We start from the raw sequence: 20904 nt of genomic DNA, 5'->3' as shown, positions 1-20904 counted from the left end.
CTTCGCCAATCGCCTTTGCCCTGACGAAAACCTGCTCCGGCAGAATGCTTCAAGCCAACCAGGAAAGGCTCTAGAAGGAGGCGGCGGCGAGCACGCGGTGCAGGCCCTGCAGATCCTCGACGTTGCGGTTCATGAGAGACAATTCCCAATCGAGCGCGCTGCGGACGATCGTCTCGAGCGAATCGTATCGCGGGGTCCAGCCGAGTGCCCGGTTCGCCAGGGTGGCGTCGGCGACGACACTGGCGGAATCGCCCGGGCGACGCGGGGCCATGTGGATCTTGAAGGCGTGGCCATGCAGGCGCGTCACCATGTTCAGCACGTCGAGCACCGAATAGCCGGCGCCATAGCCGCAATTGGCAACCAGAGAGCCGCGCTCGCCGCGCAGGTGCTGCAGAGCTCTGAGATGCGCCTCGGCGAGATCGCTGACGTGGATGTAGTCGCGCACGCCGGTGCCGTCGTGGGTGGGATAGTCGAGACCATAGACGTTGACGCTGTCGCGGCGGCCAAGGGCGGCCTCGCAGGCGACCTTGATCAGATGTGTCGCGCCCGAGGTGGACTGCCCGGCGCGGCCGAGCGGGTCGGCGCCGGCGACGTTGAAATAGCGCAGGGCCACATAGTTGAAGTCATAAGCGGCCGCGGCATCGCGCAGCATGAACTCGGTCATCAGCTTCGACTGGCCGTAGGGATTTTCCGGGTTCAGCGATGCGTCTTCCTTGACCGGGTCCGACGTCTTCTGCGGACCATAGACGGCGGCGGTGGAGGAGAAGACGAAATGGCGGATACCGGCGCTGACCGCCGCGCTCATCAGCGCGCGGGTCTTGCCGGAGTTGTTGTCGTAGTAGGACAGCGGGTCGGCAACAGAGGCCGGGACGACGGCGGAGCCGGCGAAATGGATGATCGCCTCGATGTCGTTTTCGATGAAGATGGTTTTGAGCAATTCGGCATCGGCGACATCGCCGAGATAGAAGCGCGCTTCCGGCGCCACTGCCCAGCGGAAGCCCGTGGAGAGGCGATCGAGCACGACCACCTGCTCACCCGCATCCAGCAATGTCCAGACCATATGACTGCCGATATAGCCGGCGCCACCCGTCACCAGAATTGCCATGTCCCGCACTCCCGTTTCATCTCACGGGGGCATCTGACCCGGCTTTCCTTTCCGAAATTCGAATAAACGGCCCCGGCGGGACGTGTGCCGGGGCGAAGTTTGCCGGTGTGGTTAGGGGCTGATTTGCAGGTTTGCTAGAATTTTATCGATGTGGCCATTTCGGCCCCATCGAGGGTTCAAGCGCCCGGTTGGGCGGCGGCCCGGGGGGCCAGGAAGCCCTGCTCGACGGCGAGCGCGATCAGCCGCTCGGTAAGGTCTCCGAGCGTGCCCGAGGCGATTGCGATCGGCTCCATGCGCCTGACGACATCAGGCTCGGTGACGCCGGCCGTATGCCAGGTGCCGCCGCCGGTGAAGAAATTGTGGAGCAGCGGCTGGAAGCGGTCCATGGCGTTGGCAAAACGCGCATCGCTGGTGTGCTTCTCCTCGAACTCATCCCAGAGCGCGCGGAACTCGACGGCCTGATCGGCGGGCAGCAGGGCGAAGATGCGGTCTGCGGCGCGCAGTTCGCGCTCGGCCTGGCTGGTACGGGCAACCGCGTCATAGGCGAAGGTGTCGCCAGCATCGATTTCGACGATGTCGTGGATCAGGAGCATCTTCAAGACGCGCAGCAGATCGATCGGCTCGCTCGAATGTTCGGCAAGCACCGCCGCCATCAGCGCAATCTGCCAGGTGTGCTCGGCGTCGGTCTCGACACGCGAGCGATCGAGCAGCGACGTGCGGCGCAGGATCGTCTTCAGCTTCTCGACCTCAAGAATGAAGGCCAGCTGCTCCATCAGGCGCCGGTTGCCGAGAAAGCCTTCCAGGTGGTCGGCGGTGATCTTTTCGGACATGCGGATGCTCCCGGTTCAGAGCTTCAGGATATAGTCGCAGAGCCTGTCGGCCGCGGTCTGTATCTGGGCGGGATCGCGCAGGAAGCAGGCACGCAGGAAGAGCTCGCCGCCGGGACCGAAGGCGGTTCCGGGCGCCAGGCCGACGCCGGTCTTGTCGACGATATCGATCGCCGCCTTGCGGCTGTCGGTGACGCCGTCGATCTTCAGGAAGGCATAGAGCGCGCCATCGGGCTTCAGCGTCTGCACCCGGTTAGTCGCAATCAGCGCGTCGCAGAGGATATCGCGCGAGCGCCTTGCCTTGTCGATATTCGCCTGCACGAAGGCATCGCCCTGGTTCAAGGCCGCGACGGCGCCCCGCTGCATGAACTGGGCGACACCAGAGGTCGAATACTGGATCAGGTTCTCGAGCACCTGCCCGGTCTCCGGCGGCGCCACGATCCAGCCGACGCGCCAGCCGGTCATCGACCAGTTCTTCGAGAAGGAATTGACGAACATCACCTTGTCGCCCGCTTCCATCACATCGAGGAACGAAGCCGCACGGTCGCCGGGGAAGTAGTAACGGGCGTAGATTTCGTCCGCCATGATCCAGAGGCCATGCTTGCGGGCAAGGCCGAGGATGGCGGCCAGATCCTCCCGTGTCGCGGTCCAGCCGGTCGGGTTGGAGGGCGTGTTGATGAAGAGGGCTTTCGTCTTCGGCGTGATCGCGGCGGCGATACGATCGAGGTCGACGGACCACTTGCCGCCTTCGAACTCGAGCTGCACGCCGACGGAACGGGCGCCGGCGATTTCGAGCGCGGCTGCGATATTCGGCCAGGCGGGCGTCAGATAGACCAGCTCGTCGCCGGGCGAGGTCATAGCCTGCACCGCGATCTGGATCGCCTGCATGCCGGAGCCGGTGACGAAGAAATGCTCGACGGGAAGATTGATGCCGAAGTGGCGGGCGTAATAATCAGCGAGCGCCTGGCGCAGTTCGGGAATGCCGCGCTGGTAGGTGTAGAAGGTTTCGCCGGCGGACAGCGCCGTCATGGCCGCCTGATTGACGAAATCGGGGGTGGGAAGATCGCCCTCGCCGACCCAAAGCGGCAACAGGCCATCGCGGCCACGGGCATAGTTGACGACTTCGACGATCCCGCTTTCAGGCGCCTGGATGGCGCGCGGGCTGAGGCTATTGACGATCGACATGCATCACTCCGGTTTTCGCCTACATAAAACAAATGCGCGGGCGAATCCCATGATATTAGGTGATGGCCGATCGATTTCCGTGATGGGTGAGCCCCGCCTCATCCGGCAGGGCTCTTGAGCCCATTAGACCGTCGGGCGCTTGGCCAGCAGGTCGCGGATTTCGGTGAGAAGGGCGACGTCGGCCGGCGGCGGCGGTGCATCTTCCGGAGCAACCTTCTTCTGGCGCTCGACCTGCTTCTGCAGCGTGTTCACGCCCTTGACCATCAGGAAGATGATCCAGGCGAGGATCAGGAAGTTGATGAGAACGGTGATGAAGCTGCCGTAAGCGAGCACGGCGCCCTGTGCGCGGGCAGCGGCCAGCGTCGGCGCATTGACGTTGGACGAGAGGCCGATGAAGTAGTTGGAGAAATCGAAGCCGCCGAAGATGGCACCGACGATCGGCATGATGACGTCGTCGACCAAGGATTTGACGATGCCGCCGAACGCACCACCGATGATGACACCAACGGCAAGGTCCATGACGTTGCCGCGGGCAATAAACGCTTTGAACTCGTTGAGCATGCGATCTGTCTCCCTCTGATGCAGTTTGATTGCAGGCTGTTGTTTTTATTAGCTACATCTTCGTTGCGATTATTCAATTACAAATTACGAATTATTCAAATGCTCCACCCGTCTTTGACTTAAGACCTAGACGGCGGGAATTTTCAAAGGCCCCGATTTGCCGTAGGCTTCGAGCTCCGGGAGGACCGGCGCATGGGACGCCGGCGGAGGAGAAATGCTGCCAGGCTGGGTCATACTCGCATCGGCGTTCGGCTACCTGTTCCTGCTGTTTGCCGTGGCCAGCCATGGCGACCGGCAGCGCAGGCGCTTTGGCGCGCCGGACAGCGGGCGGCCGGTGGTCTATGCGCTCAGCCTCGCGATCTACTGCACCTCGTGGACCTATTTCGGCGGCGTCGGCCTTGCCTCGCAGCGCGGGCTGGAATTCACCGGCATCTATATCGGCCCGATCCTGGTCTTCACGCTGGGGATGCCGGTGCTGCGGCGGATCATCGATCTTGCCAAGACGGAGAAGCTCACCTCCGTCGCCGACTTCATCTCGGCGCGCTATGGCAAGAACTCGGCGGTGGGCACGATCGTGGCGCTGATCTCGCTGGTCGGCGCCATCCCCTACATCGCGTTGCAGCTGAAATCGGTGTCGAGCACGGTGACCTCCATGCTCAATCCATCGGACTACGGTATAGGGAGCGGCAATCTCTATTTCCTCGATCTGCCGCTGCTCGTGACGCTGGTGCTCGCCTGCTTCGCCATCATGTTCGGCACCCGCCACACGGATGCGACCGAGCATCAGGACGGGTTGATCCTGGCGGTCGCGATGGAATCGGTGGTGAAGCTGTTTGCGTTTCTGACGGCCGGGGTCTGCGTCGTCTGGTTCCTGTTCGACGGGCCGGCCGATCTGTGGCGTAAGGCGTCGGAGAACGAGCTGGTGCTGTCGGCACTGCATTACCAGACGCCGATCAGCCGCTGGCTGACACTGACCGTGCTTTCCGCCTTCGCGATCGTCATGCTGCCGCGGCAGTTTCATGTGACCGTGGTCGAGAACCGGACGGCGAAGGAGTTGCGGCTGGCGGGCTTCCTGTTTCCGCTCTACCTGATCGCCATCAATCTCTTCGTGCTGCCGATGGCGATTGCGGGCCTGCTGACCTTCGGCGGCAACGGCAATGCCGATCTCTACATGCTGTCGCTGCCGATCGTTGGGCAGATGCCCGTGATGTCGCTGATCACCTTCATCGGCGGTTTTTCGGCAGCGACTGCGATGGTGATCGTCGCCTCGGTGGCGCTGTCGATCATGGTCTCCAACGATATCGTCATGCCGATCTTCCTGCGCCGACGGCTTGCCGGGCGCGGCGGCCAGCGCGACGATTTCGCCAAGACGCTGCTCAATATCCGCCGCAGCGCCATCTTCGCCGTGCTGCTGCTCGGCTACGCCTATTACCGCTCGACTGATAGTACGACGGGACTGGCCTCGATCGGCCTGCTATCGTTTGCCGCCATTGCGCAGATGGCGCCGTCGCTGCTGGGCGGCCTTATCTGGCGGCGGGCGAATGCGCGCGGCGCAATCCTCGGCCTATCCTCCGGCTTCGTGATCTGGATCTACCTGCTGTTCCTGCCTTCGCTTGGCGGGCCGGATTATTCTGCGGTGGCGAGCGCCGTGCTGGGCTTCGTCTTTCCCGGGCTCACCGTCTTCACGGACAATGCCGACCCGCTGGTCAACGCCACGGTCATGAGCCTGCTGGTCAATACCGGTTTCTTCGTGATCGGCTCGATGACGCGCAATGCGCGGCCGCTTGAGCGCATCCAGGCGGGCATCTTCGTCAAGCGGCAGTCGCGATCACAATTTGCCACGCGCGGATGGAAAACGCGGATCAGCGTCGGCGACCTGAAGGCGACGATCTCGCGCTATCTCGGCGAAGAGCGGATGGAGCGGTCGTTCCAGACCTACCAGCAGAATTCCGGTCGCAAGCTGGAGGACGACCAACCCGCCGACATGGCGCTTATCCATTTCACGGAGCAGCTGCTCGGAAGCGCCATCGGCTCTTCTTCGGCGCGGCTGGTGCTATCGCTCATCCTGCAGAAGGTGGAGGATGCCTCCGCCGACACCGCATGGCTGCTCGACCAGGCGAGCGAGGCGCTGCAATATAATCAGGACATGCTGCAGACGGCGCTGTCGCAGATGGACCAGGGCATCGCGGTGTTCGACAGCTCGAACCACCTGACGATATGGAACCGGCGCTTCCGGCAGCTTCTGGATCTGCCCGAGACATCGGGACAGGTCGGGTTTCCGCTCGCCGATATCGTCGCCATTCTCAGCCAGCGCGGCGATATCCCAGTCTCCGAGGTCAGCCAGACGGTGCGGCATTTCCTGACTCTGGACAAGCCCTTCGCGCTGGTGCTCGGGCGCGGGGAACGCATCATCGAGGTGCGCTCCAACGCCATGCCCGACAAGGGCATCGTCGCGACCTTCACCGATATCACCCAGCGCGTGGCCGCCGACCAGGCGCTGAAGCAGGCGAACGAAACGCTGGAGCAACGCGTGGCCGAGCGCACGGCGGAGCTTACCCGCGTCAACCACGAACTCGGCGAAGCACGCGCCTCGGCCGACGAGGCGAACCTTGGCAAGACGCGCTTCTTCGCGGCCGCCGGGCACGACATCCTGCAGCCGCTCAACGCCGCAAGGCTCTATTCCTCGGCGCTGGTCGAGCGTATGGGGCAATCGGACAGCAGCGCCATCGTGCGCAACATCGATTCGGCACTGGAATCGGTCGAGAGCATTCTCGGCGCCGTGCTCGATATTTCCAGGCTCGATACCGGGGCGATGCGCCCTCGCCTCGCCTCCGTTCCGCTCGCGGATCTCTTGGAGCGCATCCAGACCGATTTCGCGCCGATCGCCCGCGAGAAGGAGCTGAAGCTGGTGGTGATGCCCACCTCTCTGCGCGTGCGGTCCGACCCCAATCTGCTGCGCCGGCTGGTGCAGAACCTGGTGTCGAATGCGATCAAATATACGCTGACCGGCAAGGTGCTGGTGGGCGCGCGCCGGCGCGGCAACCAGGTGGTGATCCAGGTGATGGATTCGGGCATCGGCATTCCGCCATCGAAATTCCGCACTGTGTTCAAGGAGTTCGCGCGGCTGGACGAAGGCGCGAAGACGGCGTCGGGCCTTGGGCTCGGCCTATCGATCGTCGATCGCATCGCGCGTGTGCTCAGCCACCCGGTGGAACTGCATTCGACGCATGGAAAGGGCACCGATTTCCGTATCGTCATGCCGCGCGATATCTCGCCGGTCGCCGAAGCGCCGATCACAGCCGCACCCGCCGAGCGCTCGGCGCGGAATCTGGAAGGGCTGAAGGTGCTCTGCATCGATAACGAGCCGCATATCCTCGAGGGCATGCAGCTGCTGCTGAGCGGCTGGGGCTGTGCGGTGCAATCGGCGGATTCGCTGTCAGGTGTGGCAGCGCTCGATGCGCGGGAGGGTGCGCCCGATCTCGTCATCGCTGACTATCATCTTGGAGACGGGACCGGGGTGGCCGCGATCCTCTCCGTCCGCGAACGCTTCGCCACCTATGTTCCAGGTCTCTGCATCACCGCCGACCGGACGCTGGAGGTGCGCGCGGACGCGGAGCGGCACGGGATCGGCATCCAGCACAAGCCGGTGCGCCCCGCCGCGCTGCGTGCCTACATCACCCAGATATCGGCGCAGAAACGGGCTGCGGCGGCAGAGTAGAGGCGCCTGCCAGGACGTTCGTGACGAAGTCGCGCACGCGCTCGATCGAGGGCTGGTCGCCAAAGAGGATGCGGTAGATGATGGGGGCGACGACGCCATCCATGACCGCATCGATATCGGGAAACGCCTCGCCACGGGCATGTGCGCGCTCAGCAATCAACGCGATCTGTTCACGGGTGAAGGCATCGCACTTGCAGGCATTGGCATTGTCCTGGGCGGCCAGCACGTCGCGCATCATGTCGCGGCCGATGCCGGACGACATTTCCTCGCAATATTGCTCCGTCCACACCTCCAGATCGCCGCGGGCGCTCCCGGTATCGATCGGCAGCATATCCGGGCGAAGGCGCTCGACGGCGACATCGGCCAACAATTCCTGCAGCTCACCCCAGCGGCGGTAGATCGTCGATGGCGTGACGCCGGCTTCAGCCGCGATCAGCGGGATGGTGACGTCGGCGCGGTCCATCGTCTTCAGAAGAGCCCGAACGGCATTGTGGACGGAGGCCTGAACGCGGGCGCTGCGCCCGCCGGGGCGGAGATTTTCTTTTGCTGGCATTGGCTATCCGACCTTCGGCCTCCCGAGCGCGCCATGGTTCAAAAACTTTGAGCGATCCATTAACGCAAATTATTTGCTTTTAGTGCGCGCCTGCCCTACATCGGACTAACGCAACGACTTAGCTTTAAGGAGCTTATATATGCCCGCGCCCGGCAAATCCATAGAGACGAAGTCAAACCCCATCCGTTTTCACGCGGTGACGCTTGCCACCTTCTTCGGCGCCTCGGCGGCGCCGACGCCGCTTTACCGGATCTACCAGGAGAACTTCGCGGTCTCTCCCGTGCTGATCACCGTCATCTTCGCGGTCTATGCCTTCGCGCTGCTGCTTGCCCTATTGATCGCCGGCTCGATCTCCGACCATCTCGGCCGCAAGCCTGTGATCTTTTCGGCGCTGGTGCTCGAGATCATCGCCATGGCGCTGTTTGCCGCCGCCAGCGGGCCGGAGTGGCTGATCGCGGCGCGGATCATGCAGGGGCTGGCGACAGGGATCGCCGGCGCTTCGATCGGTGCGGCGCTCGTCGATGTCGACAAGGCCAAGGGGCAGCTGGTGAATTCGATCGCGCCGCTGTCAGGTATGGCGATCGGCGCTTTCGGAACCAGCGCATTGATCCAGTATGGGCCGTTTCCGCTGCATCTCGTCTACGCGATCCTGCTCGTCGCCTTCGTCATCCAGGCGGGCGCGATCTGGGCAACCGGCGAGACCGCATCCACGCGACCGGGCGTATGGGCTTCGCTGAAGCCGCGCGTCGCCATCCCGCCGCAGGTGCGGCGGCCGCTGGCGCTGGTCACGCCGATCAACATCGCCAACTGGACGCTTGGCGGTTTCTATCTCTCGCTCGTGCCGTCTCTGGTGGTGAGCACGACAGGCAGCCATGCGCCGCTGACGGGCGGATCGGTGGTGACGGCGCTGATGGTATCGGGGGCGGTCGCCGTCTATCTGAGGCGCGCCAAATCGGCCAACGGCAACCTCGCCTTCGGAACGCTGGCGACCACGCTCGGCGTGCTCACCGTGGTTGCGGGCGTACACCTTGCCAGCGTGCCGCTGCTGCTTCTAGGCACGCTGCTGACCGGTGTCGGCTTCGGCACCAATTTCCTGGGCGCGATGGGCACGATCATGCCGCATGCCAAGCCGGACGAGCGCGCCGAACTGCTGTCGGCCTTCTATATCCAGAGCTATCTCGCCTTCAGTCTACCGGCCATTCTCGCCGGGTTCCTGGCGAAATCGCTCGGCTACCAGCTCACGACGGATATCTATGCGACGGCGATCATTCTCGTCACCTGGATCGGCTTTCTCGGCCTGCGGGCGGATCGCGCCAAAGCGGACCGGATCGCCGCCTGAACCCGAAAAGCAGGCAACAAAAAAGGCCGGGCGAACCCGGCCTTTCGTTCGTCCCGGCGAACCGGAGACGATATATTCGAAACTTAAGCAGCCTGCAGACGGTCTGCGGACATCTTGCCCGAACGCTTGTCGGCAACGAGCTCGTAAGACAGCTTCTGGCCGTCCTTGAGTTCGCGCATGCCGGCGCGCTCAACAGCAGAGATGTGAACGAAAACGTCGGCAGAACCGTCGTCCGGCTGAATGAAGCCGTAGCCCTTGGTTGCGTTGAACCACTTAACAGTACCTGTGCTCATGACGATATCCTTTTATAAATCGTACATAGATGGTGCACACCGAACAAAGCCAGCATGCGATGGAAACCGATTTTGGAGGAAGTTCGCGAGCAACAGCACGAGCGGCCGTAACAAAGTTCATCTAGCAAGATCGATGCGAGGCTTTTACGTGGTAATTGTGTCTCTGGCAAGGCAACTTTAGCGACCAGAGATGCCCGGATCGATGAATTCATCGATGAATTCTGGGGGCGACCGGGCAGGCTTAAAAGCCAGCCCGATCATACGCATGGAAAGGCCGGTCAGGCCGCAGCCTTCGCGCCGGCATAAGGGTCGAATCGGCCGTAGAAGGTCTCGCCCTTCGCCGCCATATCCTTAAGCAGCGCGGTCGGCGCGAAGTGTGGTCCGTAAGAGGCGGCTAACCTCTCGCACAGCGCCACGAAATTCTTCGACCCCATGCCGTCGATGTAGGAGAGCACGCCGCCGGTATAGGGCGCGAAGCCGAAGCCGAGGATGGAGCCGACGTCGGCCTCACGCGGATCGGTAACGATTCCCTCTTCCATCGTGCGCGCGGCCTCGAGCGCGATGGTGACGAGGAAGCGCTGTTTCAGCACCTCGACATCGATCTCGTCGGCCTTCTTCTGCGGATAGAAGGTCTTCAGCTCCGGCCAGAGAGACTTCTTCGCGGGCTTGGCCGGATAATCGTAGAAGCCCTTGCCGTTCTTGCGGCCGCGGCGATCGAGTTCGTCGACCATCTTGTTGATCAGCGCAAGGTGCCTCGGATCGACGGCTGCCTCGCCGAGATCGGCGACGGTCGCCTTCAGTATCTTCTGGCTGAGGTCGATCGCCACCTCGTCGTTGAGCGACAGCGGACCAACCGGCATGCCGGCCATCTTGGCGGCGTTTTCGATCATCGCCGGCGGCACGCCTTCGATCAACATGTCGTAGGCTTCATGGATGTAGCGGAAGACGCAGCGGTTGACGAAGAAACCGCGCGTGTCGTTGACGACGATCGGCGTCTTCTTGATCGCGGCGACGTAGTCCAGTGCTACGGCCAGCGCCTTGTCGCCGGTCTCCTTGCCGAGGATGACTTCCGTCAGCATCATCTTTTCGACCGGCGAGAAGAAGTGCACGCCGATGAAATCGACCGGCCGCTTCGAGTTTTTCGCAAGGCCGGAGATCGGTAGGGTCGAAGTGTTGGAAGCGAAGATTGCGCCTTCGGGCAGCACGGCTTCAACAGCCTCGATCACGGCCTTCTTGACGTCGCGATCTTCGAACACCGCCTCGATGACGAGGTTGACGTCCGCGAGATCGGTGTAATCGGCCGAAGGCGTGATACGCGCGAGAAGCGCCGCGCCCTCATCTTGCGTCAGGCGACCCTTACCGACCGAGTCCTTCACCAGGCCTTCGGTGACCGACTTGCCCTTGGCTGCCGCCTCCATGTCGCGATCGATGAGGGTGACGGGAATGCCGGCGGCGGCGGTCACGTAGGCGATCGACGCCCCCATGAAACCGGCGCCGACGACACCCACCTTCTTCAGCTCCGTTTTTGCGATGCCGGCGGGGCGGCGGGCCCCTTTGCCAAGCTCCTGCATGGAGATGAAGAGGGAACGGATCATCGAGAATGCTTCGGTGGTCTGCAGCACCTGAGTGAAATAGCGCTGCTCGATCTTCAGCGCCGTATCGAAGGGAACCTGCAGGCCTTCATAGACGGATTTCAGGATGGCGAGCGCGCCGGGATAATTGCCCGCCGTTTCGCGGCGCAGGATCGCGGGTGCGGCCGGCCAGAGCTGGGCTGCCGCCGGCGTCCAGATGCCGCCGCCGGGGGCCTTGAAGCCCTTTTCGTCCCAGGGAGCGATCGGCTTCAGGCCGTCCTTGATCATCTGCTTGGCTGCAGGGATCAGCTGATCCGGCTCGACCACCTGATGGATCAGGTTCATCGCCTTGGCGCGCGAAGCCGTCAGCGACTGGCCGGTCGTCATCATCTGCAGGGCGGATTGCGCATCCGCCAGACGCGCGACGCGCTGCGTGCCGCCGGCGCCCGGGAAGATGCCGACCTTGACCTCGGGAAGCGCGATCTTGACCGACTTGGCATTGGAGGCGACGCGGCCGTGGCAGGCGAGCGACATCTCCAGCGCGCCGCCCATGCAGGTGCCGTTGATGGCCGAGACCCAGGGCTTGCCTGAGGTTTCCAGCTTGCGGAACAGGCCTGTCATGCGGCCGACGAGATCGAAGAGTTTTTGCGCGGCGGTCGACGGATCCTTGACCTTCTCCTCGTTGTAGAAGGTGAACATCGCCTTGATCATCGAGAGGTCGGCACCGCCGGAGAAGCTCGACTTGCCGGAGGTGATGACCACGCCCTTGACGGCGCTATCGGCGACCGTCTGGTCGATGATCGCATTCAGTTCGTCCATCACCTCGGAGGTGAAGACGTTCATCGACTTGCCGGGCATGTCCCAGGTGACGAGGGCAATGCCATCGGCGTCGGTCTCGACGGTGAAATTGGTGTAGCTCATCGTCTCTCTCCCTTAAACGCGTTCGATCACAGTCGCCGTGCCCATGCCGGCGCCGATGCAGAGTGTGACCAGCGCGGTGTTGAGATCGCGGCGTTCCAGCTCGTCCAGCACTGTGCCGAGGATCATCGCGCCGGTGGCGCCGAGCGGATGGCCCATGGCAATCGCGCCGCCGTTGACGTTGATCTTGTCGTGGCCGATGTCGAAGGCCTGCATGTAGCGCAGGACGACGGCAGCGAAGGCTTCGTTGAGTTCGAAGAGATCGATATCGGCGAGCGTCATGCCCGAACGCTTCAAGAGCTTTTCGGTGACGTCGACAGGGCCGGTCAGCATCAGCGCCGGATCGGAGCCGATGTTGGCGAAGGCCTTGATGCGGCCGCGCGGCTTCAGCCCCATGCTCTCGCCGCCCACCTTTGAGCCGAGCAGCACGGCGGCGGCGCCATCGACGATGCCCGACGAATTGCCGGCGTGGTGGACATAGTTGATCCGCTCGATCTCCGGATGCGCCTGGATGCCGACGGCCTCGAAACCGCCCATCTCGCCCGGCATCTGGAAGGACGGGTTGAGCGATGCCAGCGCCTGCATGTCGGTGCCGGGGCGCATGTGCTCGTCGCGGTCGAGGATCACGAGGCCGTTCTGGTCCTTCACCGGAATGACGGAGTTCTTGAAGTAGCCCTTCTCCCAGGAATTGGCGGCGCGCTTCTGGCTTTCGACGGCATAGGCGTCGACGTCGTCGCGGCTGAAGCCGTATTTGGTGGCGATGAGATCGGCCGAGACGCCCTGCGGCATGAAATAAGCCGGGAAGTTGACCGACGGGTCCATGAACCAGGCACCGCCCGACATGCCGAGACCGACGCGCGACATGCTCTCGACGCCACCGGCGATGACGATGTCATCGGCGCCTTGCGCGATCTTGGCGGCGGCGAAATTGACGGCGTCGAGGCCGGACGCGCAGAAACGGGAGATCTGCATGCCCGGCGCCTTGATGGAATAGCCCGCCTCGAAAGCCGCACCACGCGGGATGACGGCGCCGGCTTCCATGACTGGATCGACGCAGCCCATGATGATGTCATCGACCGTCTCTGTATTGAGCCCGTTGCGGTCGCGCAGCGCTTCCAGCGTTTTCGCCGCGAGGCGCACCGACGGCACCTCGTGCAGCGAGCCATCCTTCTTGCCGCGGCCGCGCGGCGTGCGGACGTGATCGTAAATGAAAACTTCGGTCATCCTGTCTCGTCTCCCTGGCGGCTGTTAGGCCGTGAATTGTGTGTCTCAACCTTCCCTTCTCCCCAGCGGGGAGAAGGTGGCCCCGAAGGAGTCGGATGAGGGGGCGGCTGGCTCGACCTGACGGCCGATCGCTCCTTCGTCGCTCACCCCCTCATCTGTCCTTTCGGACATCTTCTCCCCGTTGGGGAGAAGAGAAAGCAGTGGTCAAAACGCCTCGGCGCTCAATGCCATCATCGTTTCCGCGCCGGTCTCGATGCGTGCCTTGCGCAGCGTCGTTTCCGGCATGATCCGCTCCATGAAGAAGCGGGCGGTGATCAGCTTGTTGCGCAGGAAAGCCTCGCGATCTGTCTCTCCCGCGGCCAGTCCGTCATTGGCGGCCTTGGCCATCTTCGCCCACATATAGCCGAGAATGACGAGGCCGAAGAGATGCATGTAGTCGGTCGAGCCGGCGCCGGCATTGTCGGGCTTTGCCATCGCATGCTGCATGAACCACATGGTCGACGCCTGCACGTCGTTCAAGCCCTTCTTCAGGTTCTTGGTGAAGAAGGACATCTGCTCGTCGCTGCGGTTTTCCTCGCAGAAATCGCCGATCTCCTTGAACAGCGCCATCACCGCGCGACCGCCATTCTGGCCGAGCTTGCGGCCGACGAGGTCGAGCGCCTGGATGCCATTGGCGCCTTCGTAGATCATGGCGATACGGGCATCGCGGACATACTGGCTCATGCCCTGCTCTTCGATATAGCCGTGGCCGCCGAAGACCTGCTGGGCCATGACCGCATGGTCGAAGCCCTTGTCGGTCATCACGCCCTTCAGGATCGGCGTGACGAGGCCGAGAATGTCGTCGGCCGTCTGGCGTTCCTTCTCGTCGGTCGCGCGGTGGGCGATGTCTGATTTCAGCGCGGTCCAGAGCAGGAAGGCGCGGCCCGCCTCGTTGAACGAGCGGATGGTCATCAGCGCGCGGCGAACGTCGGGATGGACGATGATCGGATCGGCCTTCTTGTCCGGCGCCTTGGCGCCAGAGAGAGCCCGGCCCTGGATGCGCTCGCGGGCATATTCGGCGGCGTTCTGGTAGGCGATCTCGGCGATCGCAAGCCCCTGCAGGCCGACGCTGAGGCGGGCCTCGTTCATCATCACGAACATGGCAGCCAAGCCCTTGTTCTCGGCGCCGATCAGGAAGCCGGTCGCCTCGTCGTAGTTCATGACGCAGGTCGCGTTGCCGTGGATGCCCATCTTATGCTCGAGCGCGCCGCAGGAAACGCCGTTGCGCGCTCCGGCCGCGCCATCGGCACCGACCATGAACTTCGGCACGATGAAGAGCGAGATGCCCTTGGTACCCTCGGGCGCGCCTTCAATGCGGGCAAGAACGAGGTGGACGATGTTGCCGGACATGTCGTGTTCGCCAGCGGAGATGAAGATCTTCTGGCCGGAGATCTTGTAGCTGCCATCGGTTTGCGGAACGGCCTTGGTGCGCAGCAGGCCGAGGTCGGTGCCGCAATGCGGCTCGGTCAGGTTCATGGTGCCGGACCATTCGCCTGAGACCATCTTCGGCAGATATGTCTGCTTCTGCTGGTCGGAGCCGTGAACGATGATGGCGGCGATGGCGCCCTGGGTCAGGCCCGGATACATCATCAGCGACATGTTGGCGGCCGAGGTGTATTCGCCGACGGCGGCGTGCAGCGTGTAGGGCAGCCCCTGGCCGCCGAACTCCTCCGGCACGGCCAGCCCCGTCCAGCCACCCTCGCAATAGGCGTCATAGGCTTGCTTGAAACCCTTCGGCGTCTTAACCGAGCCGTCTTCCTTGCGCGTGCAGCCTTCCTGGTCGCCGGAATAGTTCAGCGGGAAAAGCACTTCCTCGGCCACCTTGGCGGATTCGCCGAGGATCGCCTCGATCATATCAGGCGTGGCGTCGGCGAAGCCCGGCAGGTTGTTGTAACGCTCCAGACCCAGCACATCGTTCAGCACGAAAAGCGTGTCGTTTACCGGGGCCTTGTAGACTGGCATCGTTCGAATTCCTCCAATTCGTCAGCCGGGCGGACCGGCCTGTGCAAGTGTCTTACAAAATATTGACGTTTGCGTAAACGTCAAATTTTATTGCATCGCAAATTTGTGAGCCAAGAGGGCCGCGTACGAGGCCTGCGCGCCACGGGAACCGCTGCAGGAACACACTGTAAGGGTGCTATCTTTCGAACACAGCTGTGTGTACATGTCTAAAATCTGATCCAAACGGATGCCGTATGACCTCCACAGCCGCTTTCTTCCGCTCCAGCCTGATCATGCTTGCCGTGGGTGTCCTCATCCTGTTCGGCATCGTCGGCTCGTCGCTCTGGCTTGTCCAGGCGAACCGCGAATATTCCGACGAGACGGCATCGCTGCGCCGCGTGCGCAGCGCCATCGTCGGCGTTCTGACAACCGTGCAGGACGCAGAAACGGGCCAGCGCGGCTATCTGCTGGCGAACGATGTCGTTTACCTCGCGCCCTATACGTCCGCGCTGGAAAACCTGCCGAAGCGCCGGCAAGTCCTGCTCGACAACGTCAAGTCGCTACCGAGCTATGCAATGCAGCTCGATGCGCTGAACGCCGCGATCGACGGGAAGATGAACGAACTCGCCAAGACGGTCGCGCTGACACGTGAGGGCAAGACGGCGGAAGCGGTGGCGATCGTTCGTGACGATGCGGGGCTTGTCTACATGGACAAGATCCGCGCGATCATCGGCGACTTCCTCGATCAGACCGACAACCGCCTGCGGGTTCTGGTGGAAAAGCAGCTTTCAGCGGCCAGCACGCTGCAACTGGTGACGATTGGCGGCGCGCTGGCGATCCTCGTTGTGCTGGGCGGAGCCATCCTCATCATCGTGCAGCACGTGCGCGACCTGTCGCTCGCCACCAAGGAGGTCGAGGTGCTCAATGTCGGGCTCGAGGCGCGCGTCAACGAGCGCACCGAAGACCTGATGCGCGCCAACCAGGAAATCCAGCGTTTCGCCTATATCGTGACTCACGATCTGAGGGCGCCGCTGGTCAATATCATGGGCTTCCTGAGCGAGCTCGATACGGCGATGAAGTCGGTCTCGACCTATGTGCTCGCCGACAACAAGACGCTGAGCGAGCAGGATATCCAGGATGCGCGGCTGGCGGTCGAGGAAGACCTACCGGAAGCGCTCGGCTTCATCCGCTCGTCGACCCGCAAGATGGACGCGCTGATCAACGCGATCCTGAAGATCTCACGCGATGGACGCCGCAAGCTGCAGCCCGAACGGATCGACCTGAAGACGATGATCGATACGGTCGCCGCCAACGTTCACCACCAGCTGGTGGAGACGGGCGGGACGACAGAAACCCGCGTTCGCATCGGCAACATCGTCAACGACCGCTTCTCGCTGGACCAGATCTTCGGCAACCTCTTCGACAATGCGGTGAAGTATCAAATGCCGGGACGGCCGCTTAAAATCGATGTAGACGCCTATCCCGACGGGCCCGGGCGTGTCAGGATCGACGTGAAAGACAATGGCCGCGGCATCGCCGGCAACGATCTCGAACGGGTTTTCGAACTGTTTCGCCGGGCCGGCGAGCAGGATCAGCGCGGCGAAGGCATCGGCCTTGCCCATGTGCGTTCGTTAATCCGAAATTTGGGCGGAGACATTACGGTCACATCCGAACTCGGGAAGGGCAGCACGTTCATTCTGACGCTGCCCGCGGACCTCACCAAAATCGTACGGAGTATGGAACTATGAAAGCGACCGGTCAGGAAGTCACGATCGTGATGATCGAGGATGACGAGGGCCATGCCCGTCTCATCGAAAAGAACGTGCGCCGCGCCGGCGTCAACAACGAGATCGTGCCGTTCACGCTCGGCAAGGGCGCGCTCGATTACATTCTCGGACCGGATCGCGACGGGTTGGTCAGCAAGGATCGCTATCTGCTGATCCTGCTCGATCTCAACCTGCCTGACATGTCCGGCCTCGACATTCTGGAAAAGATCAAGACCAACGAGCACACGCGCCGCATGCCGGTCGTCGTCCTGACCACGACCGACGACGAGCGCGAGATCCAGAAGTGCTACGATCTGGGCGCCAACGTCTATATTACCAAGCCGGTGGACTATGACGGCTTCTCCACGGCGATCCGCAATCTCGGCCTGTTCTTCTCCGTCATCCAAGTCCCCTAACGAGTAGCCAAAATCTGTGCGCATCCTTTATGTCGATGATGATCCGGCCCTAGCCCGCCTCGCAACGCGGGTGCTTGCGCGCAGTGATTTCACGGTCGTCCATGCTCCGTCGATCGAGATCGGGCTTGAGCTTTTCGCGGCCGAGACCTTCGAGGCCGTCGTTCTCGACCACTATTTCGAGAACCAGACGGGCCTGAATTTTCTCGAGGCGATCGCCGAGATCGGCAAGCCGACGCCGGTTCTCTACGTCACCGGATCGAGCGACGCCGACGTCGCCATCCGGGCGCTCAAGGGCGGGGCTGCGGATTACGTCGTGAAGACGGCGACGGACGATTTCTTCCCGCTTCTGATCAGCGCGCTCAACCAGGCGATGGAAAATTCGCGGCTGCGCAGCGAGAAAGAGGAGGCCGACCGGCAGCTCGTCGTCGCCAAGGAACGCGCCGAACTGCTGCTTGCGGAGATGAACCACCGCATTGCCAACAGCCTGTCGCTGGTTTCAGCGATGATCCGCATGCAGATGCAGATCGCCGGCAGCGAAGAGACGAAGACGGCGCTCAACGAGACGCAGAACCGCATCACGGCGATCGCCGGTGTGCATCGCAGCCTCTACACATCGGAGATCATCGGTGAGGTCGAGCTCGACGTCTATCTCGGGCCGCTGCTTGCCGAATTGCACGGCAGCAGCACGATCGCCCGCGGCATCACGCTGAAATCGCAGCTGTGTCGGATTTCGACGACAGCCGACAAGGCGGTTGCGCTGGGTGTCATCCTGATCGAGCTCGTCACCAACGCCACGAAATACGCGTATACGGCCGGCACCGGCGAGGTGCGCGTCGTGCTCGAAGCCACCGACGATGGTTTCGCGGTGCTTTCGGTCGAGGACGACGGGATCGGCTATGATCGCACTGTCGGCCCGAAGGGAACCGGCCTCGGGACACGGCTGATCAATGCCATGGGCACGACGCTCGGCGCCGAGATAAGCTACGGACGCGACGGTAAGGCTGATGGCACCTATGTCGCCGTGCGCTGGCAGCAGTAAGACATCCAACTCCTGAAACAGCCTGCGGCCGGCCGACATTGAGACGCGCCGCAGGTATCGTTTGCTTCCTGCAGAAGACGCGCTAAACTTCGTTGGCTAACCGACGAAAAAGCTTAGGAGGAGCGATTTCATGAGACGGATGTGGCCCGAAGAGTTCAACTTCGTTCTGGACAACGCAGAAGAAGTAACACTCGATCTTCCCGCGATAGAACATGAGGACGGCTCGCGCAGCGAGGCAATCAGCCGGCAGGCGTTGAAAGTCCGCATTCCGATGGAGGATTACGAGCGCATCTGGCCGCTGGCGGAAGCGCGCTACCGGCTCGACGGCCGAAACCTCGGCAAGGCGGTGACGCTGATCACCACCAATCCGCATTATCACGCCTGGCACCCCGCCGATGGCGGCTCGGTCGACAACGTCACCGAGGGCGGACGCCACTTCACCACCAAATATGTCGTCGTGCACTTCCTGCTCGACGATGTCAGGGAGACGGCGGCGGCCTGAGCCGCCACCCTTTCCCCGCTCGCGGCGATCAGGCCGCGTCCAGCGCCTGGGTCAGATCGGCAATGAGATCGTCTGGATGCTCAATGCCGATCGACAGGCGAATGGTGGAATCCAGAACGCCGATTCTCTGACGCACATCGGCCGGAACGCCGGAGTGCGTCATCGTCGCCGGATGGCTGGCGAGCGATTCCGTGCCACCAAGGCTGACGGCGAGCTTGAAGATCTGCAGCGCGTTGAGGAACTTGAACGAAGCCGGCTGGCCGCCTTCGATGTCAAACGAGAAGGTCGATCCGGCGCCGGTGCATTGCGCGGCAAAGGTGCGGCCGAGCGGCGATGACGGCTCGTGATACGGAAGATAGTGGATCTTCTTCACCTTCGGATGCGCGCGCAGGAAATCGGCCACCGCAAGCGCATTGTTGTTGGCGCGCTCCATGCGGATCTGCAGTGTTTCCAGCGAGCGGCCAAGCATCCAGCAGGAATGCGGATCGAGCTGCGTGCCGATCGCGCCTCTCAGCGCCTTGACCTGCTTCATCACAGCCTTGCTGCCCAACGCCGCGCCGGCGATCAGGTCGGAGTGCCCGCCGACATATTTCGTCAGCGAATAGAGCGAGATATCGGCGCCGTGCTCGATCGGGCGTTGGAAGACGGGACCGAGCAGCGTGTTGTCACAGGCGACGATCGGCGTGTGGCCCTGCTTGGCGCCGATCATGTCGGCGATGCGGCGCATCATCGCGACATCGACGAGGCTGTTGGTCGGGTTCGCAGGGGTTTCCACGAGGATCATCGATACCCGGCCCTTGGCCATCGCCTGTTCGGCGGCGGCGCGCACCGAGTTCTCGTCGACGCCATCGGCGAAACCGACGGCCGCGACGCCGAGATTGAGGAAGGTCTTGGCAAGAAGCGTTTCGGTGCCGCCATAGAGCGGCTGCGAGTGCAGCACCGCATCACCGGGGCGTACGAAGGCGAGCAGCGTGGTGGCAATGGCCGACATGCCCGATGAGAACAGCGCGCAGCTCTCCGTGCGTTCGTAGACGGCGAGACGGTCCTCGACGATCTCGCTGTTCGGATGATTGAAGCGCGAATAGACGAGGCCGGCGCCCTGCCCTGCCGGCGGCTCGCGGCGGCCGGAGACATAATCGAAGAAATCGCGGCCATCCTCGGCAGACTTGAACACGAAAGTCGAGGTCAGGAACACCGGCGGCTTGACCGCGCCCTCGGACAGTTCGGGATCATAACCATAGTTCAGCATCTGGGTTTCGGGATGCAGGGCGTGATTGCCGATATGGGTCTTGGAGGGATGCGGCGCGGTCATGGTCGTCTCCTGCTTCAAAGATGGATTGATGACGGCAAATTATATCGAAATGCGCTTGATGTTATTGCTATTTGGAGCGCGGCTGCGATGTTGGAAGCAACATCATGCGAGAGGGGAGAAGATTTCGTGCAGAAAGTTGCGGATGAGATGGATCGGCGGATTCTCAAGGAGCTGGCCGGCGACGCACGGCTTGCCAACAACGAACTCGCCGAGCGCGTCGGCCTCTCCGCTTCCGCCTGCCTGCGTCGCCTGCGGCGGCTGGAGGAGGCCGAGATCATCCAGGGATATACGGCGCTGATCGATCCCGCCGTCAACGGCTGGACGATGACGGCGCTCGCCTCGATCCGCCTCAGCCGGCAGCACGAGGACGAAATCCAGATGTTCGAGAATGCCGTGCGGGAGTGGGATGAGGTGCTGGAATGTCATCTCGTCACCGGATCGCGCGACTACGTGCTGAAGGTGATGAGCTCCGGGCTCGACGACTATGAGCGCTTCATCAAGGAGAAGATCGCGCGGCTGAAATGCGTCGACACGATCGAGACGAGCTTCGTGATGAACACAATCAAGGCGCGCCGGATCTGACGTTTCGCGTCCT

General features: G+C 62.6%; 17 protein-coding genes. 7 read left to right on the top strand and 10 right to left on the bottom strand.

Annotation, left to right across the window (positions count from 1 at the left end; all coding sequences use genetic code 11):
- Positions 1 to 70: 70 nt before the first annotated feature.
- From galE to mscL, 4 genes are all read right to left on the bottom strand, one after another.
- Entirely contained in the window at positions 71 to 1105 is a 1035-nt protein-coding gene (gene galE, locus ACODTZ_RS10070) for a UDP-glucose 4-epimerase GalE (protein WP_489025445.1), read from the bottom strand.
- Positions 1106 to 1281: 176 nt separating this feature from the next.
- On the bottom strand, positions 1282 to 1935 hold the full coding sequence (locus ACODTZ_RS10065) for an HD domain-containing protein (RefSeq protein ID WP_489025443.1): 654 nt from the start codon (positions 1933 to 1935) through the stop codon (positions 1282 to 1284).
- 15 nt (positions 1936 to 1950) lie between these two features.
- A complete protein-coding gene (locus tag ACODTZ_RS10060; RefSeq protein ID WP_489025441.1) occupies positions 1951 to 3117 on the bottom strand; it encodes a pyridoxal phosphate-dependent aminotransferase in 1167 nt (388 codons plus the stop codon).
- A gap of 123 nt (positions 3118 to 3240) precedes the next feature.
- On the bottom strand, positions 3241 to 3678 hold the full coding sequence (gene mscL / locus ACODTZ_RS10055; RefSeq protein WP_018898360.1) for a large conductance mechanosensitive channel protein MscL: 438 nt from the start codon (positions 3676 to 3678) through the stop codon (positions 3241 to 3243).
- Between the two features lie 214 nt (positions 3679 to 3892).
- On the opposite strand from mscL, the gene ACODTZ_RS10050 reads away from it, so the two are divergent.
- Complete coding sequence (locus ACODTZ_RS10050) at positions 3893 to 7396, top strand: PAS domain-containing hybrid sensor histidine kinase/response regulator (protein ID WP_489025438.1); 3504 nt, start codon at positions 3893 to 3895, stop codon at positions 7394 to 7396.
- Here the strand turns inward: ACODTZ_RS10050 and ACODTZ_RS10045 are convergent.
- Complete coding sequence (locus tag ACODTZ_RS10045; protein ID WP_489025437.1) at positions 7353 to 7949, bottom strand: TetR/AcrR family transcriptional regulator; 597 nt, start codon at positions 7947 to 7949, stop codon at positions 7353 to 7355. The two genes, ACODTZ_RS10050 and ACODTZ_RS10045, sit on opposite strands and share 44 nt — an antisense overlap.
- Before the next feature lie 139 nt (positions 7950 to 8088).
- Here ACODTZ_RS10045 and ACODTZ_RS10040 point away from each other — a divergent pair, with 139 nt between their 5' ends.
- Positions 8089 to 9288 (top strand): MFS transporter, encoded by a 1200-nt coding sequence (locus ACODTZ_RS10040; protein WP_489025435.1) that lies wholly within the window; start codon positions 8089 to 8091, stop codon positions 9286 to 9288.
- A gap of 83 nt (positions 9289 to 9371) precedes the next feature.
- Here the strand turns inward: ACODTZ_RS10040 and ACODTZ_RS10035 are convergent, their stop codons facing one another.
- From ACODTZ_RS10035 to ACODTZ_RS10020, 4 genes are all read right to left on the bottom strand, one after another.
- A complete protein-coding gene (locus ACODTZ_RS10035; RefSeq protein WP_018898356.1) occupies positions 9372 to 9581 on the bottom strand; it encodes a cold-shock protein in 210 nt (69 codons plus the stop codon).
- Between the two features lie 278 nt (positions 9582 to 9859).
- A complete protein-coding gene (locus ACODTZ_RS10030) occupies positions 9860 to 12073 on the bottom strand; it encodes a 3-hydroxyacyl-CoA dehydrogenase NAD-binding domain-containing protein (protein ID WP_489025434.1) in 2214 nt (737 codons plus the stop codon).
- A 12-nt stretch (positions 12074 to 12085) separates the two neighbouring features.
- Positions 12086 to 13294: an acetyl-CoA C-acetyltransferase gene (locus ACODTZ_RS10025; protein WP_489025432.1), complete on the bottom strand. Its 1209-nt coding sequence runs from the start codon at positions 13292 to 13294 to the stop codon at positions 12086 to 12088.
- 204 nt (positions 13295 to 13498) lie between these two features.
- Positions 13499 to 15295: an acyl-CoA dehydrogenase C-terminal domain-containing protein gene (locus ACODTZ_RS10020; RefSeq protein WP_489025430.1), complete on the bottom strand. Its 1797-nt coding sequence runs from the start codon at positions 15293 to 15295 to the stop codon at positions 13499 to 13501.
- Between the two features lie 233 nt (positions 15296 to 15528).
- Here ACODTZ_RS10020 and ACODTZ_RS10015 point away from each other — a divergent pair, with 233 nt between their 5' ends.
- The 4 genes from ACODTZ_RS10015 to ACODTZ_RS10000 all read left to right on the top strand — a co-directional run bounded on the left by ACODTZ_RS10015 (position 15529) and on the right by ACODTZ_RS10000 (position 18997).
- The gene (locus ACODTZ_RS10015) at positions 15529 to 17022 is read left to right on the top strand and encodes a sensor histidine kinase (RefSeq protein WP_489025428.1); all 1494 of its coding nucleotides are present in this window, start codon (positions 15529 to 15531) and stop codon (positions 17020 to 17022) included.
- Positions 17019 to 17456, top strand: coding sequence for a response regulator (locus ACODTZ_RS10010; protein ID WP_047507275.1), 438 nt, complete (start codon positions 17019 to 17021; stop codon positions 17454 to 17456). Before ACODTZ_RS10015 ends, ACODTZ_RS10010 begins: the two co-directional genes overlap by 4 nt.
- Before the next feature lie 16 nt (positions 17457 to 17472).
- A complete protein-coding gene (locus ACODTZ_RS10005) occupies positions 17473 to 18495 on the top strand; it encodes a sensor histidine kinase (RefSeq protein WP_047507273.1) in 1023 nt (340 codons plus the stop codon).
- A gap of 130 nt (positions 18496 to 18625) precedes the next feature.
- Positions 18626 to 18997, top strand: a complete 372-nt coding sequence (locus tag ACODTZ_RS10000; protein ID WP_081619891.1) for a hypothetical protein — start codon at positions 18626 to 18628, stop codon at positions 18995 to 18997.
- Positions 18998 to 19025: 28 nt separating this feature from the next.
- Here the strand turns inward: ACODTZ_RS10000 and ACODTZ_RS09995 are convergent, their stop codons facing one another.
- A complete protein-coding gene (locus ACODTZ_RS09995; RefSeq protein WP_209232653.1) occupies positions 19026 to 20309 on the bottom strand; it encodes a cystathionine gamma-synthase family protein in 1284 nt (427 codons plus the stop codon).
- A gap of 147 nt (positions 20310 to 20456) precedes the next feature.
- Here ACODTZ_RS09995 and ACODTZ_RS09990 point away from each other — a divergent pair, with 147 nt between their 5' ends.
- Positions 20457 to 20891 carry an Lrp/AsnC family transcriptional regulator gene (locus tag ACODTZ_RS09990; RefSeq protein ID WP_018898347.1) on the top strand — a complete coding sequence of 145 codons (435 nt, stop codon included), beginning with the start codon at positions 20457 to 20459 and terminating at the stop codon, positions 20889 to 20891.
- The last annotated feature ends 13 nt before the right edge of the window (positions 20892 to 20904 follow it).

It is taken from the genome of Rhizobium sp. FG113 (assembly GCF_057809895.1).
This window is presented reverse-complemented; position numbering and strand designations above follow the sequence as displayed.

Coding starts and splice junctions, on each gene's coding strand:
- galE (WP_489025445.1), bottom strand. CDS start 1,105: ATGGCAATTCTGGTGACGGGTGGCGCCGGCTATATCGGCAGTCATATG.
- ACODTZ_RS10065 (WP_489025443.1), bottom strand. CDS start 1,935: ATGTCCGAAAAGATCACCGCCGACCACCTGGAAGGCTTTCTCGGCAAC.
- ACODTZ_RS10060 (WP_489025441.1), bottom strand. CDS start 3,117: ATGTCGATCGTCAATAGCCTCAGCCCGCGCGCCATCCAGGCGCCTGAA.
- mscL (WP_018898360.1), bottom strand. CDS start 3,678: ATGCTCAACGAGTTCAAAGCGTTTATTGCCCGCGGCAACGTCATGGAC.
- ACODTZ_RS10050 (WP_489025438.1), top strand. CDS start 3,893: ATGCTGCCAGGCTGGGTCATACTCGCATCGGCGTTCGGCTACCTGTTC.
- ACODTZ_RS10045 (WP_489025437.1), bottom strand. CDS start 7,949: ATGCCAGCAAAAGAAAATCTCCGCCCCGGCGGGCGCAGCGCCCGCGTT.
- ACODTZ_RS10040 (WP_489025435.1), top strand. CDS start 8,089: ATGCCCGCGCCCGGCAAATCCATAGAGACGAAGTCAAACCCCATCCGT.
- ACODTZ_RS10035 (WP_018898356.1), bottom strand. CDS start 9,581: ATGAGCACAGGTACTGTTAAGTGGTTCAACGCAACCAAGGGCTACGGC.
- ACODTZ_RS10030 (WP_489025434.1), bottom strand. CDS start 12,073: ATGAGCTACACCAATTTCACCGTCGAGACCGACGCCGATGGCATTGCC.
- ACODTZ_RS10025 (WP_489025432.1), bottom strand. CDS start 13,294: ATGACCGAAGTTTTCATTTACGATCACGTCCGCACGCCGCGCGGCCGC.
- ACODTZ_RS10020 (WP_489025430.1), bottom strand. CDS start 15,295: ATGCCAGTCTACAAGGCCCCGGTAAACGACACGCTTTTCGTGCTGAAC.
- ACODTZ_RS10015 (WP_489025428.1), top strand. CDS start 15,529: ATGACCTCCACAGCCGCTTTCTTCCGCTCCAGCCTGATCATGCTTGCC.
- ACODTZ_RS10010 (WP_047507275.1), top strand. CDS start 17,019: ATGAAAGCGACCGGTCAGGAAGTCACGATCGTGATGATCGAGGATGAC.
- ACODTZ_RS10000 (WP_081619891.1), top strand. CDS start 18,626: ATGAGACGGATGTGGCCCGAAGAGTTCAACTTCGTTCTGGACAACGCA.
- ACODTZ_RS09995 (WP_209232653.1), bottom strand. CDS start 20,309: ATGACCGCGCCGCATCCCTCCAAGACCCATATCGGCAATCACGCCCTG.
- ACODTZ_RS09990 (WP_018898347.1), top strand. CDS start 20,457: ATGGATCGGCGGATTCTCAAGGAGCTGGCCGGCGACGCACGGCTTGCC.